This window comes from Cupriavidus sp. 2TAF22 (assembly GCF_052115045.1).
Classification (GTDB): domain Bacteria; phylum Pseudomonadota; class Gammaproteobacteria; order Burkholderiales; family Burkholderiaceae; genus Cupriavidus.
This window is the reverse complement of record NZ_JBFRFX010000008.1, coordinates 221,438-236,593: the sequence shown is the minus strand read 5'-3', so window position 1 is coordinate 236,593 and position 15,156 is coordinate 221,438. Positions and strand designations below refer to the sequence as shown.

The window sequence follows — 15,156 nt, the reverse complement described above, 5'->3', positions numbered from 1 at the left end:
CTCAACCCTCTTGATGTGTGGGAGCCAGCGGCGGATGCGCCCCGCCCCGGTGCGCCTTGCGCCCGGCCAGCCAGCGGTGCACGGCGGCGAACACCACCGGTACGAAGAACAGTGTCGACACGGTGGCGAACAGCAGCCCGCCGATCACCGCGCGGCCCAGCGGCGCGTTCTGCTCGGCGCCCTCGCCCAGGCCCAGCGCCATCGGGATCATGCCGATGATCATGGCCAGCGCCGTCATCAGCACCGGGCGGATGCGGGTGGCGCCCGCCTCCAGCGCGGCCGACAGCGGCGGCACGCCCTCGTCGAGCCGCTGCCGCGCGAACGACACCAGCAAGATACTGTTGGCGGTGGCCACGCCCATCGTCATGATCGCACCGGTCAGCGCGGGCACGCTCAGCGTGGTGCCGGTGATGAACAGCATCCAGGCGATGCCGGCCAGCGCCGCGGGCAGCGCCGCGACGATGACCGCCGCGTCGATCCACGACTGGAAGTTCACCACCACCAGCAGGTACACCAGCACGATCGCCATCGCCAGCCCGACACCGAGGCCGATGAACGACGACTGCATGGTCTGCACCTGCCCGCGCACCACGAGCTGCGAGCCGCGCGGCAGCTTGCCCTGCATCTGGTCCACGAGTTTCTGCACCTTGCCCGCCACGGTGGCGAGGTCGGTGCCCTGCACGCTCACGTAGATGTCGATCGCCGGCAGGATGTTGTAGCGCGACACCACCGCCGGCTGGCGCGACGTGGAGGCCTGCACCAGGTTGCCCAGCAGTTGCGAGCCACCCGGGCTGGTGGCGGCGTTCGCGGGGGCCGCGGGGCTCGCGGCATTCGCGGCGGCGCCCACCGGCAGGTTGAGCAGCGTGTCGAGCGAGTCGATCTTGTACTGCGGCGTCTGCACCGCCACGCTGTAGACGATGCCGTTGCCCGGATTGAGCCAGAACGCCGGCGCGGTCTGCGAGCTGCCGGACAGCGAGATCAGCACGTTCTGCCCGACGTTCTGCGCCGACAGCCCGAGCTGCTGCAGGCGCGTGCGGTCCATGTCCAGGTTGATGGCGGGATAGTCGTTGCGCTGGTGCACGTGCGCGTCGACGGCGCCGGGGATCTGGCGGATCTGCTTGACCAGCTCGCCGGCGAGCTGGGCGTTGGCCTGCAGGTTGTTGCCCGTGAACTGCACGTCGATGGCCGCCGGCAGCCCGAAGTTCAGGATCTGCGTGACGATATCGGCCGGCTGGAAGAAGAACTCCACGCCGGGGAAGCGCCTGGGCAGCTCGGCGCGCAACAGCGAGACGTACTCCTCGGTGGGCCGGTGGCCCTCCCGCAGCGACATCAGGATCTCGCCGTCGAGCGTGCCGATGGTGCCGGCATTGCTGTAGGACAGGTTGATGCCGCTATTGGGCACGCCCAGGTTGTCGAGGATGGTCTCCAGCTCGGCGGGCGGGATCATCTCGCGGATGGCCGCCTCCACCTTGTCGGCCACGCGCGCGGTCTCCTCGATGCGGGTGCCGGTCGGCATGCGCATGTGCAGGCGGATCTGGCCGGCGTCCACGGTCGGGAAGAAGTCGCGCCCGAGGAACGGGATCAGCGCGCACGACAGCACGCAGAAGCCCAGGAACACGGTGGCGAAGCGCTTGCGGTTGGCCAGCTGCGCCGACAGCGCCAGCGTGTAGACGCGCCGCACGTTCTCGAAGCGGCGGTCGAACCCGCGGTACAGCCGCTGCAGCAAGCTGGGCTTGCCGTCGCCGCCCTGCGTGTGCGCGCCGCCCATCAGCAGCATCACCAGCGTCGGCACCAGCGTGCGCGACAGGATATAGGAGGCCGCCATGGCGAACACCACGGCCTCGGCCAGCGGCACGAACAGGAAGCGCGCGACGCCCTCGAGGAAGAACATCGGCACGAACACGATGCAGATGCACAGCGTGGACACGAACGCCGCCACCCCGATTTCTCCGGCGCCGGTGTCGATGGCCTCCAGCAGCGGCTTGCCCAGGTGCAGGTGCCGCTCGATGTTCTCGATGGTGACGATGGCCTGGTCCACCAGGATACCGACCGAGAGCGCCAGGCCCCCCAGCGTCATCAGGTTCAGGGTTTCGCCGAGCGCGTGCAGCATCAGCACCGACGCCAGGATCGACAGCGGAATGGTCAGCGCGATGATCAGCGTGCTGCGCCAGTTGCCGAGGAACAGCAGCACCATGGCGGCGGTCAGGCCGGCGGCGATCAGCGCCTCGAACACCACGCCCTTGACGGCGGCCTTCACGAACACCGACTGGTCGAACAACGGCGTGACCTTCACGTCCGGCGGCAGGATCTGCTGCGCGCGGGGCAGCAGCGCGCGCAGGTTGCTGACGATGTCCAGCGTGGAGGCCTCGCCGTTCTTGAGCAACGACAGCAGCACGCCGCGCTGGCCGTCCTGGCGCACGATATTGGTCTGCGGCGAGAAGCCGTCGCGCACGTAGGCCACGTCGCGCAGGTAGGTGGTGTTGTTGCCGATGGTGCGCACCGGCAGGTCGTTGAGGCCGGCGATCGCGTCGGGCGAGCCGTTCATCTTGACGTTGAACTCGGTCTCGCCGAGCTTGGCCGTGCCCGACGGCAGGATCAGGTTCTGCAGGTTGACCGCGTTGACCACGTCGGCCGGCGCGAGGCCGCGCGCCTGCAGCGCCTGCATGTCGAGGTCCACCGACACCAGCCGGCTCTTGCCGCCGTACGGGAACGGCACCGCCACGCCGGGGATGGTGATGAGCTGCGGGCGCAGCAGGTTCACGGCGGCGTCGAACAGCGACTGCTCCGGCAGCGTGGGGCTGGACAGGCCGAGCTGCACCACCGGGATGCTCGAGGCCGAGTACTTGATCACCAGCGGCGGCGTGATGCCGGGCGGCAGCTGCCGCAGCTGCGACTGCTCCACCGCCACCACCTGCGCGATCGCCGTCTGGATGTTGGCGGTGGGCTGGAAGAAGATCTTGATGATCGCCACGCCGTTGAGCGACGTCGACTCGATGTGCTCGATGTCGGAGACGGTAGTGGTCAGGCTGCGCTCGTTCTGCGCCGAGATGCGCTGGCCCATCTCCTGGGGCGACAGGCCGTTGTAGTTCCAGATGATGCTGATGACCGGGATGTTGATTTCCGGAAAGATGTCGGTCGGCATCTTCAGCAGCGCGAAGGGCGTGGCGAGCACGATCAGCATCGCCATCACGATAAAAGTGTACGGGCGACGCAGCGCCAGCTGGACCATGGACACGAGGCGGGTCTCTTGTGGAAAGGACGACGGAAAGAACGACGGAATGAACGACGGAAAGAACGGCAGGATCGCTGCAGATCGTCGACACCGCCACCGGACCAGGGCGCGCGGGCGGCATGCGGTGGCGAGGACGTTTGCCCGAGCCCGCAGATGCGCTCATTGCGTCGACAGTGGACGAATATAGCACGGCGTTTGCGGCGCGGCAGGCCTTCGCTGGCAAACGCCGATGGCCGCTTTCAAAGGTGTTGCGCGCAGTGCAAATACATTCACGCAGACATTTATCGGGTGCGCGAATGCATGGACATTACCCCCTCACCCGCCCTGCCGGACGCATAAGCAACTGCGGCATTATTCGTTCCCTGCCGGCCGGCGCTCGCCTACCCTTCTGCGCTTATCGACGGACAATGCAGGAACGGCAATGGCGCAAGAACTCGACAAACAGCGGCGCACGGTGGTCAGCAGCGTGCTCGCGGCCGGGGCGGCTGCCCTGCTCGGCTTGGCGCAGCCGGCCCGCGCGCAAGCGCAAAAGCACACGCTGCGCATCGGCTACCAGAAATCCTCCACGCTGATGATCCTGCTGAAATCGCGCGAGACGCTGGAAAAGGCGCTGGCGCCGCTCGGCGCAACGGTGCAGTGGTACGAATTCACCTCCGGGCTGCCGCTGCTGGAGTCGCTCAATGTCGGCAACCTGGACCTCAGCGCCGACGTGGCCGACGCGGTGCCGCCCTTCGCCCTGGCCGCCGGCGCCAGCCTGACCTACTACGCGATCGAGACCCCGTCGCCCGAGGCGCAGGCCATCGTGGTGCGCCAGGATTCGCCGATCAGGGAAATCGCCCAGCTCAAGGGACAGCGCATCGCCTTCGCCAAGGGTGCCGGCGCACACTACCTGCTGCTCGAGGCCCTGGCCAGCGCGGGCCTGTCGATCCGCGACATCGAGCCGGCTTACCTCAGCCCGGCCGACGCGCGCGCCGCCTTCGAGCGCGGCAGCGTGGCCGCCTGGGTGATCTGGGATCCGTTCCTGGCCGCCGTGCAGCGCCAGGCCAGCGCGCGCATCCTGCGCGACGGCAAGGGCCTGGCGAGCTACCGGCGCTTCTATCTGGCCGCCACGCCATACGCCCAGAAGCACCCGGAAGTGCTAGCGGCGGTCTACGACGAACTGCGCCGCGCCGGCGAATGGATCAAGCAGAACCCCGCAGCCGCGGCGCAATGGCATGCGCCGCTGATCGGGCTGGACGCGGCCACGGTGGAAGCGGCCAACCGGCGGCGGACTTACCAGGTCCAGACCGTCGACGCCGCATCGCTGGAAGAGCAGCAGCGGATCGCCGATGCATTTGCCAGCCAGAAGATCCTGCCGCGCAAGGTGGTGGTGGCGGATTCGCCGGTCTGGAAAAGGGCCTGAGCGGCCTGGGTCCGCGCCAAGCCTTGCCGCCGGCGCCGCGCGCGCCACTTCCGGCGCCGGCCGGTGGGCATCCCGGATCTGGCGTATAGTCGGTTGGCATCAATCTACCGGATGCAACCTTCCATGCCACCCAAGACCGGGCAGGCCGAGCCTGCTGCGCTGCGCATCGGCATCGTCGTCTACGACGGCTTCCAGGCCATGAACCTGGCGGTCAGCTCGGTGCTCGAGTTCGCCAACCTCACCGCCGGCCGCCCGCTYTACGCGCTCTCGCTGCTCTCGGAGCACGGCGGCCCCGTGCTCACCTCGGGCGGCTTCGCCGTCACCACGAAGCCGTTCGACGACACGCCTTTCGACACGATCCTGGTGGTGGGCGACAACGAAATCCTGCCCACCAGCCCCGGCATGGTCAGCTTCCTGCAAAAGGCGGCGCAATCCTCGCGCCGCATCGGCGCCACCTGCACGGGCGCCTTCAACCTCGCCGAGGCCGGCCTGCTCGACGGCCGCCGCGCCACCACCCACTGGTTCTTCGCCAGCCACCTGCGGCGCGCCCATCCCAAGGTGAAGCTGGAGGAAGACCGCATCTTCATCATCGACGGCCCGGTCTGGACTTCCGCGGGCATGACGGCCTGCATCGACCTGGCGCTAGCGCTGGTGGAAAAGGATGCGGGCGCCGAGGTCGCGCGCCAGGTGGCGCGCAAGCTGGTGGTCTATCACCGCCGCGCGGGCGGGCAATCGCAGTTCTCGGCGCTGCTCGAGCTGGAGCCCAAGTCGGACCGCATCCAGCTGGCGCTGGACTTCGCCCGGCAGAACCTGCATGCGGAACTCTCGGTGGAACAACTGGCGCAGGCCGCGCACCTGAGCCCGCGCCAGTTCAGCCGGGCTTTCCGCGAAGAGACCGGGCAGACGCCGGCCAAGGCGGTGGAGCACCTGCGCGTCGAAGCCGCGCGGCTGATGATGGAGTCGGGCCGGCATCCGATCGACGTGGTGGCAAGGGACACCGGCTTCGGCGACCGCGAACGCATGCGGCGCGCATTCCTGCGCGCCTTCGGCCAGCCGCCGCAGGCGATCCGGCGCATGAGCCGCACGGAAGCGGAGCCCGCCCCGGCCTGACCGGCGCGCCGGGGCCGGGCGACAGGCCTAGCCGTGATTCGCCGCGAACCGGTCCGTGGCGGCGAGTAGCTGGTCGAGGATGCCAGGCTCGGACCATGCATGGCCAGCGCCTTCGATCAGGTGGAAATCGGCTGTGGGCCAGGCCTGGTGCAGCGCGTAGGCGTAGCGTGCCGGGCAGGGCATGTCGTAGCGGCCATGCACGATCACGCCGGGAATGCCGGCGAGCCGGTGCGCGTCGCGCAGCAACTGTCCCTCCTCCAGCCAGCCGCCGTGGACGAAATAGTGTGTCTCGATGCGGGCGAAGGCCAGGGCAAAATGCGCGTCGCCGTGCGTGGCCGAGAAGGCGGCGTCCGGCAGCAGCGTGATGGTCTCGCCCTCCCACAGGCTCCACGCCACCGCGGCCTCCAGCTGCTTCGCGGTATCGCTGCCGGTCAGCAGCTTGCGGTAGGCGCCCAGCATGTCGCCGCGCCCGGCCTCCGGCACGAGCGCCTGGAAGCGCGCCCACTTTTCCGGGAACATCTCCGAGACGCCAAACTGGTAGTACCAGGCCAGTTCCGCCTTGCTCAGGGTATAGATGCCGCGCAGCACCAGCTCGCTGACCCGCTCCGGGTGGCGCTGCGCATAGGCCAGCGCCAGCGTCGAGCCCCAGGAGCCGCCGAACACCAGCCATTGCTCGGCACCGGTCAGCCGGCGCAGGCGCTCGATATCCTCGACGAGGTGCCAGGTGGTATTGGCCTCGAGGCCGGCATGCGGGGTCGAGCGGCCGCAGCCGCGCTGGTCGAACAGCAGCACATCGTAGCGCGCGGGGTCGAACAGCCGGCGATGCTCGGCCGAGATGCCGCCGCCGGGCCCGCCATGCAGGAAGAGCGCCGGCTTGCCGCCCGGCGTGCCTACCCGCTCGTAATAGATGACGTGGCCATCGCCGACATCGAGCGTGCCGCTCGCGTAGGGTTCGATGGGCGGATAGAGCGTGCGCAGTGCGGTCATGGCGGTTTCCGGGAAGGCAGGTATCTGCACGGATTGTAGTCTGCTCCGGGCCTGCTTCGGGTCAGCGCCGGGTCAACTCCGGGTCAACTCCGGGCCAGCTCCGGACCGGCTCGGTAGTGGGCACGCCCAGGCGGGCGGCACGCGCCAGCCCGTCCGAAGCCGCGTCGATGCCGACCATGGCGCCCATCTCCAGGTGCCTGGCCTGGCGCATCACCTTGATCATGAGGTCGGTGCCGATATTGCCCGAGCCGATGATGGCCACCTTGTGCCTGCCGCTCGTTCTCATGTCCATGCCGGTTCTCCCCGCCGCCTCAGCGGCCCAGTGCCTTCGCGGTCTTGCCGCCGATGCCGAACTGCGTGTTCGGCACCTCGGTGATCATCACGCGCACGGTCTCGACCGGCGCGCCGATCGATTCCACCGCGGCGTCGGTGAGCGCGCGGATGAGGCGCGCCTTCTGCTCTTCGGTCCTGCCTTCGATCAGGAAGACTTGCATGATGGGCATGGTGTTTCTCCAGTCTGGTTTGGTCTGGTTTGGTTTGGGTTGGGTTGGCTTGACCTGGCTTGGGTCGATCGATTGCGTATAAGGTGCCGCCAGGCCCCGCGCACTCGGCGCGGGCTTGCCATGCCGTGCGGCAGGCCTAGTTCGGCCAGCATGACATCGTAACAGTGGGTGCCGTTGCTGTAGCCCTCGCGCTCGGCCAGCCACCTGCTGGCGGCGTGCTCAGACGAAGCGCATCGAAACCGTGCCCAGGTGCTGGTAGCGCACCGTGATGCTGTCGCCCGCCGCCACCGCGACGGCCTCGGTCACGCCGCCGGTCATGATGAAGGTGCCGGCCGGCAGCTCGCGCCCGCGCGCGCCCAGCATATTGGCCAGCATCGCCACGCTGCTGGCCGGATGGCCCAGCACCGCCGCGCCGGCCGCGGTGGCCACCACCTCGCCGTTCTTCTCCAGCACCACGCCGAGGTTCTTCAGGTCCAGCCCGTCGGCACCGCGGTGCGTGCCGCCGGTGACGAAGCGCGCGGACGAGGTGTTGTCCGCAATCACGCTCTTGAGATCGAAACGGAACTGCTCGTAGCGCGAGTCGATCACCTCCACCGCCGGCAGCACGAAGTCCGTGGCCGCCAGCACGTCGCCGATATGGCAGCCCGGGCCACGCAGCGGATGCTTGAGCACGAACGCGATCTCCGCCTCCACCTTGGGATGGATCAGCGCGGCGGTGTCGATGGCGCCGCCATCCATGCAGGCGCCGTAGTCGGTCAGGAAGCCGTAGACCGGTTCGGTCACGCCCATCTGGCGCATCTTGGCAAACGAGGTCAGGCCCATCTTGAGGCCAGCGATGCGGGTGCCGCGCGCTTGCTTGCGGGCGCGGATCGCGTCCTGGATGGCGTAGGCGTCGTCCCAGTCCATGTCGGGATGGGTATCGGTGATCTTGCGCACCGGCTCGCGCGTGAGTTCGGCGTTCTCCAGGAACTCGGCGAGCTGGAGGATGGTGTCTTGGGTCAGGTTCATGGCTAGCTCCTGTGCAGCGGATAGACGGGATTCACACGAAGCGCACGCCGGCCGAGCCGATGCCGCCGAGGCTGATGCGCAGCTGGTCGCCGGCCTTGACCGGCACCATCGCGGCCAGCGAGCCGGACAGGATCACCTCGCCCTTCTTCAGGCCAATGCCGAGCCGCCCGAGCGTGTTCGCCAGCCACGCCACCGCATTGGCCGGGTGGCCCAGCGCGGCCGCACCCGCGCCGGTGGCAACGATCTCGCCGTTCTTCTCCAGCGTCATGCCCACGGTGCCCAAGTCGAGCCCGCGCGGGTCCACCGCCGCATCGCCGAGCACGAACACGCCCGACGAGGCGTTGTCCGCCACGGTGTCCTGGATGCGGATCTTCCAGTCGCGGATGCGCGAATCGACGATCTCGAAACACGGCAGCACGTAGGCGGTGGCGCGCAGCACGTCGGCATTGGTCACGCCCGGCCCGGCCAGGTCTTCCTTGAGCACGAAGGCGATCTCGCCTTCGGCCTTGGGCGCGATCAGCGTGTCGGCGGCGATCGCCGCGCCGTCGCCGTGGACCATGCCGGACAGCAAGTGGCCGAAATCCGGCTGGCGCACGTCGAGCATGTCCATCACCACGCGGCTGGTCACGCCGATCTTCTTGCCGACCACCCGCTCGCCGGCATCGATCCGGTGCTGCACCATGGCCAGCTGGATGCGGTAGGCGTCGTCGATGGACAGGCCTGGCCAGGTCGCGGTCAGCGGAGCCAGCGGCGCGCGCGCGACCAGTGCCTGGTGCAGGCTCGCGCCGATCTCGCGGATCTGTTCTCGCGTGATGCTCGTCACGTCCATCTCGTTTGTCGCGTTTGTCGCGTTTGTCTCGTTGCCCATGGCCAGCCTCACAGCTTCACGCAGATATTGCGCAGTTCGGTATAGAACTCCAGCGAATGCACCCCGCCCTCGCGGCCAATGCCGGATTGCTTGGCGCCGCCGAAGGCCGTGCGCAGGTCGCGCAGGAACCAGGCGTTGATCCAGCAGATGCCCACGTCCAGCGCACGGCCCATGCGGTGGGCGGTGCCGAGGTCGCTGGTCCACACGGTCGCGGCCAGGCCATAGGGCGTATCGTTGGCGAGCCGCACGACCTCCTCTTCCGTATCGAAGGGCGCGATATGGCAGCAGGGCCCGAAGATCTCCTCGCGGATCACCGCCGCGTCCTCGGGCAGGCCGGTCCAGATGGTCGGCTGCACCCAGGCGCCTTCGGCCAGCGCGCCCGGCATCGGCGGCACGCCACCGCCGGTGACCACGGTGGCGCCGGCCTGCGCCGCCTTGCGGTAGTACGACAGCACCTTGGCCTGATGCTCCAGCGACACCAGCGGCCCCATGTTCACGCCGTCGTCGCCCGGCTTGCCCAGCTTCAGCCCCTCCGCCCTGGCCTTGAGCGCGGCGACGAAGCGCGCGAAGATGGGCCGCTGCACATAGACCCGCTCGGTGCCCAGGCACACCTGGCCGCTGTTCTCGAAGGCCGAGCGCGTGATGCCGGCGACGGCCTTGTCGAAGTCCGCATCCGCGAACACGATGCCGGCGTTCTTGCCGCCCAGTTCGAACGAGACCGGACGCACGCCATTGGCGGCAGCCTTCATGATGGCCTCGCCGGTGCGTGTCTCGCCGGTGAAGGTAATGCCGTCTACATCCGGGTGCGCGGTCAGGAAGGCGCCGGCGGAATCGGGGCCGAAACCGTGCACCACGTTGTAGACGCCGGGCGGCACGCCGGCTTCGTTCATCACCTCGCCCAGCAGCGTGGCGGTGGCTGGCGTCTCCTCCGATGGCTTGACCACCACGGTATTGCCGCATGCCAGCGCGGGCCCGACCTTCCACGTCATCAGCAACAGCGGCAGGTTCCACGGGCACACCACGCCGATCACGCCGCGCGGCGCGCGCACCGCATAGTTGATGGCCTCGCCGCCGTCCGGGGTGGCCATGGCGAAGCTCTCCGCCGGCACGTTCTTGATGAGGTCGGCAAACACCTTGAAATTGGCCGCGCCGCGCGGGATGTCGACATGGCTGGCCAGCGACAGCGGCTTGCCGGTGTCGGCGATCTCCGCCTGCAGGAAATCGTCGAAGCGGCGGTTGATGCCGTCGGCCACCGCGTGCAGCAACTCCACGCGCTGCGCCACGGTCATCCTGCCCCACGGTCCGTGCAGGGCCTGCCTGGCCGCGCTCACGGCGGCGTCCACCTCGGCCTGCCCGGCTTCGTGCACGCGGGCGATCAGGCTGTTGTCGACGGGGTTGCGGTCGTCGAACTGGCGGGCGGTGCCGACCCACTCGCCGTTGATGAAGTTCTTGAATTCTTTCATGTCTGTCTCGATGGTTGGGACGTTGCGCCGGGCCGGGCGCCCGGCCGGCTGTGCGCGCTCTCCCCTCTCCCACCGCGTGGGAGGGGGGAGCAAACCGGCGCCATCCGGTGCCACGCCGGTCCGCTCAACTCGCGGCGCTCAGGTCAGCACGCTCAGGAACGCATCATTGAGCTTGCGGTCGTGATAGAAGATCGCCCGCCCCAGTTCGTTGTCGGTCCAGGTGATGGTGGGCTTGTCCGGATAGTGGATATAGCCGCCGGAGAACACCTCGTTGCGGTTGCCGGAAGGATCGAAGAAGTAGATGGTGGCGCCGCGCGTGATGCCGTGGCGCGTGGGCCCGATATCGAGCGAGACGTCCTTCTTGGAGATGATGTCGGCGGCCTTGAGCACTTCGCCCCAGTTGTCCAGGTTGAACGAGGCGTGGTGGAACTTGTTCTTCTCGGGGTGGCGGATAAAGGCGATGTCGTGCGCCTTGTTGGAGCAGGTCAGGAAGGCGCCGATCAGCATCCGGTCCGGCCCGGCCACCACTTCCTCGGCCAGCGTGAAGCCGAGCACGTCGCGGAACAGCCTGACCGTGCCGTCGACGTCGTCGCCATACAGCAGGCAATGGTCGAAGCGGCTCGGCGCCATCCCGCGCAGGTCGTCGGGCCACGGGTCGGGGTTGCTGTCGCCGGTCATGCAGCCCAGCTTGTCCTTGTCCGCGAACAGCTCGATGGCATGGCCGGTGGGGATGGTGAAGCGAAAGCGCACGCCGGTGCGCGGATGCTCGCCGGCGGCAATCCACTGGCAGTCCGAGGCCAGGCCCGACTGCTCCACTTCGTGCGCCAGCCGCTCCAGCGTGCGGCCGCTGTCCACGCGAAAGCCCATGTAGTCCATGCCCGGGCTGTCGGCCTCGCGCAGGACCACGCTGTGGTGGTCATGCTCGTCCCAGGCCTTGAGGTAGACGCGGCCCTTGTCGTCGCGCGCGGTTTCGATCAGCCCGAGTACCTCGGTGTAGTGCCTGAGCGCCGGCTCCAGCTCCAGCACGCGCAATGCCACGTGCCCCGGACGCAATACGCCTGTCAATGCCATGACTGTCTCCTTGATCCTTGATGATGGGGTTATCGGTCCATCTTTTCTTGCTGCGTTTTTTCTACTGATCTACTGTTCTACGGTTCTGCTGCGACTACGTCTTCGGCATGCGCCGCTCCAGGCAGCGCTGCAGCAGCGCCACCGGCCGCAGGCGGATGTCGCTGTCCGGGTAGGCCTTGCAGGCCAGCACCAGGCCGCTGCCCTCCTCCGCCTCCGACAGGCAGGCGCGGCTCATCTTGCCGGTGTGGTAGCGCCCGGATTCGATGCGCACCTTGCAGACGCCGCAGCCACCGCCGCGGCAACCGGCCGGGATGCCGCGCTTGCCCAGCGCCTCCATGGCGCGCAGCAGGTTCTGCTCCGGCGCGCACGGGTAGCACTGCCCGCTGCCGGCGATCTCCACGTTGTGCATGGCGAGTCCTCGTGCAGGGTTCGTTCAGATCTTGAACAGCGGACTGCGCGCGCTGTTCTGCGCGTCGCCCGCCGAGATGAACTTCTCGGTATGGATGTCCGCCTCGAACAGCCGCCCCTGCATCAGCGTGCGGATGCAGGCCTCGATCATCGGCGGCGGCCCGCACAGGTAGGCCTTGTGCCCGCGAAAATCCGCGCCGCTGGCGCCATAAAGGCCCTGCAGCACATCGTGGACGTAGCCGCGCGCGCCGTCCCAGCCGCTGTCGCCGGGCTCGTCGGACAGCGCCGGCACGTAGCGGAAGCCCGGGTGGGCCGCCGCCAGCGCGCGGAATTCCTCGTCGTAGTACAGCTCGGCGCGGTTGCGCGCGCCCTGCACCAGCGTGATGGGCAAGGTCTCGCCGGCGGCCAGCATGTCGAGGATCATCGCGCGCGGGCTGGACAGGCCCGAGCCGCCGGCCAGGAAGATCATCGGCACGCGCGCGGACTTGCGCACGAAGAAACGCCCGTACGGTGCCGAGAAGCGCAGTTCGTCGCCCACCGCGAGCTGCTCATGCAGGTAGCCGGTGGCCTGGCCCCCCGCCACGCGCCGCACATGCAGCTCGACCAGGTCGTCGCCGGGCCGGTTGGCCAGCGAGAAGGCGCGCGGCTGGTCGCAGCCGGGCACGCGCAGGTTGAGGTACTGCCCGGCCTGGAAGGCGGCGGCGCCGCCGTCCTTCACGCGCAGCCAGATGCCGCGGATGGTGGGCGTGAGCGCGCGCGTGGCCACCACTTCGGCGCGGTAGTCGGCCAGCGGCAGGCCGAGCGAGTCGGCATCTTCCTCGATATCGGCCTCGATCACCATGTCGGACTGCGCGGTGGCGCAGCACGCCAGGCACTGGCCGTTGTCGCGCTCGAAGTCCATCAGCGCGAAGCTCGATGCCTCGCCGTGCTCGAACTCGCCACCCACCACCTGCACCTTGCAGGTGGCGCACAGGCCATGGCAGCAGGCATGCGGCAGCCACACGCCGTTGCGCAGGCAGGCATCCAGCACGGTCTGTCCCGGCGCGATGGGGATGGTCTGGCCGATCGGTTCAATGGTCAGGGAATACATCTCGGTTCTCCTTCAAACCCGCGCCGCGCTCAGCTGCAGCTGCCTGCGATACCGTCCAGCCCCGGCGTGCGGAAGCGGATCACGTCCTTGTGGCCGAGGCCGTTTTCCGCCAGCGTGCGGTCCAGCTCCGGCTGCCACGGCGCATTGCCGCGCAGCCACTCCACGCGGCTCCAGTCGATGCGGGCGAAGTCGGGGTGATAGCCGTAGACGCCAGGCAGCACGTTCTCCACCACGTCGCGCAGGCGCATCGCGGGCGGGAACGGGAAGCAGTGCGGCGCGCAGAACAGCAGGTGGCGGTCCCAGCCGATATAGAGCAGCCGGTTGCCGTGGAAGGCGGCTTCGCGGTCTGCCGCCTCGAAGGCGTAGGGGCCGATGGATACGACGGGCATGGTGGTCTCCTTTGCTCTCTTCTGTCTTCTGTCTTGTGTCTTCTGTCTTGTGTCTTGTGTCTTGTGTCTTCGGTCTGCGGTCTGCGGTCTTGCGTGCGCGTCGTTCAGCCCGCGCCGCCCGCCACGCCCTTCCAGGCGTTCCAGTTCTTCTGGTCCTGCGAGCCCTCGAAATCGAGGTTGTCCGCGCCGGGGTCGAGGCGATACCACTTGAGCACGTCATCGAGCGAGGCGCCGCCGCAGTTGCCCTGGTAGATCTGGTGCACCGGCAGCCAGGCCTGCGCGTATTTCTCCGGCTCGCCGTCGAAGATGTCCTTGCAGCCGTCCGAGCAGAAGTGGAACTTCATGCCGTGGTAGCTGCTTTCGCGGTAGCAGGTCTGGGTGGGGTCGTCCGGCTCGGAGAACACCATGGGAATCTGGCAGGTCTGGCACAGCATCGGCAGCGTGCCGTTGTAGAAGCGCTCGCCGGCTTCCTGGCGCTCCTGCCAGTGGTCCAGGCGCGGCTTGTAGTAGCGCTCGAAGGTGTCCGGGTATTTCTCGGCCAGCCAGCCCATCTCGTCCGGCTTGGGCACCCAGGTATGGAAGCCCGCCGCGCCGGCGTAGTTGTAGAAGGTGGCCCAGGCCTCATGCGTGATGCGGTCCTTGGTCTTGGTGGCGACCTCGTGGTACTTGGGCATGCGCAGGCCGTAGCGCTCCAGGTCCTTGAACAGCGCGCCGCCGGCCTGCTCGAAGTACATCTCCCAGGCTTCGGCCCACGACATCACGCGGCGTGGCAGCATGTAGTCCATCATCATGCCGACCAGCGTGAGCAGGCGGAAGCCGCGCCAGAACCATTTGTCCAGCCACTTCTGCAGGATGGGGATGTTGTCCGGGTCCTGCTGGCACAGGAACTTCACCACTTCCAGGCCCAGCGTCATGTGACGCGACTCGTCCGACTGGGCCGAGAAGCCGAAGGTGACCGTGGCCATGTCGCCGTTGTAGGCCGCGCCCGACATGAAGGGCATGAACAGCAGGTTGGTCAGCACGTACTCGAACGAGAACGAGATCGCGGTGATGAACTCGAACGGGCCGGCGCTCATGGCGTCCTCGAAGTAGGACTTGGGCACCGACAGGTACCAGACCCGGTCGTGCATGTGGCGCCATTCGCCGAAGCCATGGAAGTACTTGTTGTAGACCGAGAGCGTGTGCAGCTGCGTCTGCGCATGGCGCAGCTCGTCGATGGACTGCATCTGCGCCGCCACCCGCGCGCCGGCGCCGCGGAAATGGCGCCCCAGGTGGGCATAGCCACGGTGCGCGGCGTATTCGAGCGGCGTCACGCCGGTCAGGAACAGCCGCAGCGCGTTCAGGTAGCGCGGGTCCGAGACGTTGAGGTGGCCATTGTTCTGCACAAAGGAGTCGATGATCGCGTACAGCTTGCGCTCCTTCTCCGACTGGTATTTCCAGTAGGCGTCCATGGTCATGCGGAACGGGTCTTCCCACTTGTCCCAGTCATGGATCTTGATGCCCTCGTACTTGTCGTACGGGAAGACCTTGTCCATCGGCTCGTAGGTGGTTTCCCAGCCCAGGTCGCGCGTCATCGTCGCGTACTTCTCGCGCAGGTTGAGTTTCTTGCGTGCGTCCATGATGTC

The 15,156-nt window shown here is 68.0% G+C and carries 13 protein-coding genes and 1 pseudogene; 2 read left to right on the top strand and 12 right to left on the bottom strand.

Features of this window, described 5'->3' with window-relative positions:
• Position 1 precedes the first annotated feature (1 nt).
• A complete protein-coding gene (locus tag AB4Z48_RS12625) occupies positions 2-3,235 on the bottom strand; it encodes an efflux RND transporter permease subunit (RefSeq protein ID WP_441614290.1) in 3,234 nt (1,077 codons plus the stop codon).
• 418 nt (positions 3,236-3,653) lie between these two features.
• Between AB4Z48_RS12625 and AB4Z48_RS12620 the strand changes: the two genes are divergently transcribed.
• Positions 3,654-4,634, top strand: coding sequence for an aliphatic sulfonate ABC transporter substrate-binding protein (locus AB4Z48_RS12620; protein ID WP_441614288.1), 981 nt, complete (start codon positions 3,654-3,656; stop codon positions 4,632-4,634).
• Positions 4,635-4,757: 123 nt separating this feature from the next.
• Positions 4,758-5,744 carry a GlxA family transcriptional regulator gene (locus AB4Z48_RS12615; protein WP_441614286.1) on the top strand — a complete coding sequence of 329 codons (987 nt, stop codon included), beginning with the start codon at positions 4,758-4,760 and terminating at the stop codon, positions 5,742-5,744.
• A 27-nt stretch (positions 5,745-5,771) separates the two neighbouring features.
• On the opposite strand, the gene pip is transcribed toward AB4Z48_RS12615, so the two are convergent.
• The 11 genes and pseudogenes from pip to AB4Z48_RS12560 form a co-directional block, all read right to left on the bottom strand.
• The gene (pip, locus tag AB4Z48_RS12610; protein WP_441614284.1) at positions 5,772-6,731 is read right to left on the bottom strand and encodes a prolyl aminopeptidase; all 960 of its coding nucleotides are present in this window, start codon (positions 6,729-6,731) and stop codon (positions 5,772-5,774) included.
• 112 nt (positions 6,732-6,843) lie between these two features.
• Positions 6,844-7,023 (bottom strand): annotated as a pseudogene (locus tag AB4Z48_RS12605) (acetaldehyde dehydrogenase (acetylating)); the annotation flags it as partial.
• A gap of 19 nt (positions 7,024-7,042) precedes the next feature.
• Complete coding sequence (locus AB4Z48_RS12600) at positions 7,043-7,234, bottom strand: 2-hydroxymuconate tautomerase (protein ID WP_441614282.1); 192 nt, start codon at positions 7,232-7,234, stop codon at positions 7,043-7,045.
• 219 nt (positions 7,235-7,453) lie between these two features.
• Positions 7,454-8,242, bottom strand: a complete 789-nt coding sequence (gene dmpH / locus AB4Z48_RS12595) for a 2-oxo-3-hexenedioate decarboxylase (protein WP_441614280.1) — start codon at positions 8,240-8,242, stop codon at positions 7,454-7,456.
• A 31-nt stretch (positions 8,243-8,273) separates the two neighbouring features.
• Complete coding sequence (dmpE, locus tag AB4Z48_RS12590) at positions 8,274-9,056, bottom strand: 2-oxopent-4-enoate hydratase (RefSeq protein ID WP_441614364.1); 783 nt, start codon at positions 9,054-9,056, stop codon at positions 8,274-8,276.
• 62 nt (positions 9,057-9,118) lie between these two features.
• The gene (locus AB4Z48_RS12585; protein ID WP_441614278.1) at positions 9,119-10,573 is read right to left on the bottom strand and encodes a 2-hydroxymuconic semialdehyde dehydrogenase; all 1,455 of its coding nucleotides are present in this window, start codon (positions 10,571-10,573) and stop codon (positions 9,119-9,121) included.
• Between the two features lie 138 nt (positions 10,574-10,711).
• Positions 10,712-11,644 carry a catechol 2,3-dioxygenase gene (locus AB4Z48_RS12580; RefSeq protein WP_441614276.1) on the bottom strand — a complete coding sequence of 311 codons (933 nt, stop codon included), beginning with the start codon at positions 11,642-11,644 and terminating at the stop codon, positions 10,712-10,714.
• Positions 11,645-11,738: 94 nt separating this feature from the next.
• Positions 11,739-12,053: a 2Fe-2S iron-sulfur cluster binding domain-containing protein gene (locus AB4Z48_RS12575; RefSeq protein ID WP_441614274.1), complete on the bottom strand. Its 315-nt coding sequence runs from the start codon at positions 12,051-12,053 to the stop codon at positions 11,739-11,741.
• 24 nt (positions 12,054-12,077) lie between these two features.
• Entirely contained in the window at positions 12,078-13,142 is a 1,065-nt protein-coding gene (locus AB4Z48_RS12570) for an NADH:ubiquinone reductase (Na(+)-transporting) subunit F (protein WP_441614272.1), read from the bottom strand.
• Between the two features lie 29 nt (positions 13,143-13,171).
• Complete coding sequence (locus AB4Z48_RS12565; protein ID WP_441614270.1) at positions 13,172-13,531, bottom strand: phenol hydroxylase subunit P4; 360 nt, start codon at positions 13,529-13,531, stop codon at positions 13,172-13,174.
• Between the two features lie 104 nt (positions 13,532-13,635).
• Positions 13,636-15,150, bottom strand: a complete 1,515-nt coding sequence (locus AB4Z48_RS12560; protein WP_441614268.1) for an aromatic/alkene/methane monooxygenase hydroxylase/oxygenase subunit alpha — start codon at positions 15,148-15,150, stop codon at positions 13,636-13,638.
• Positions 15,151-15,156 lie beyond the last annotated feature (6 nt).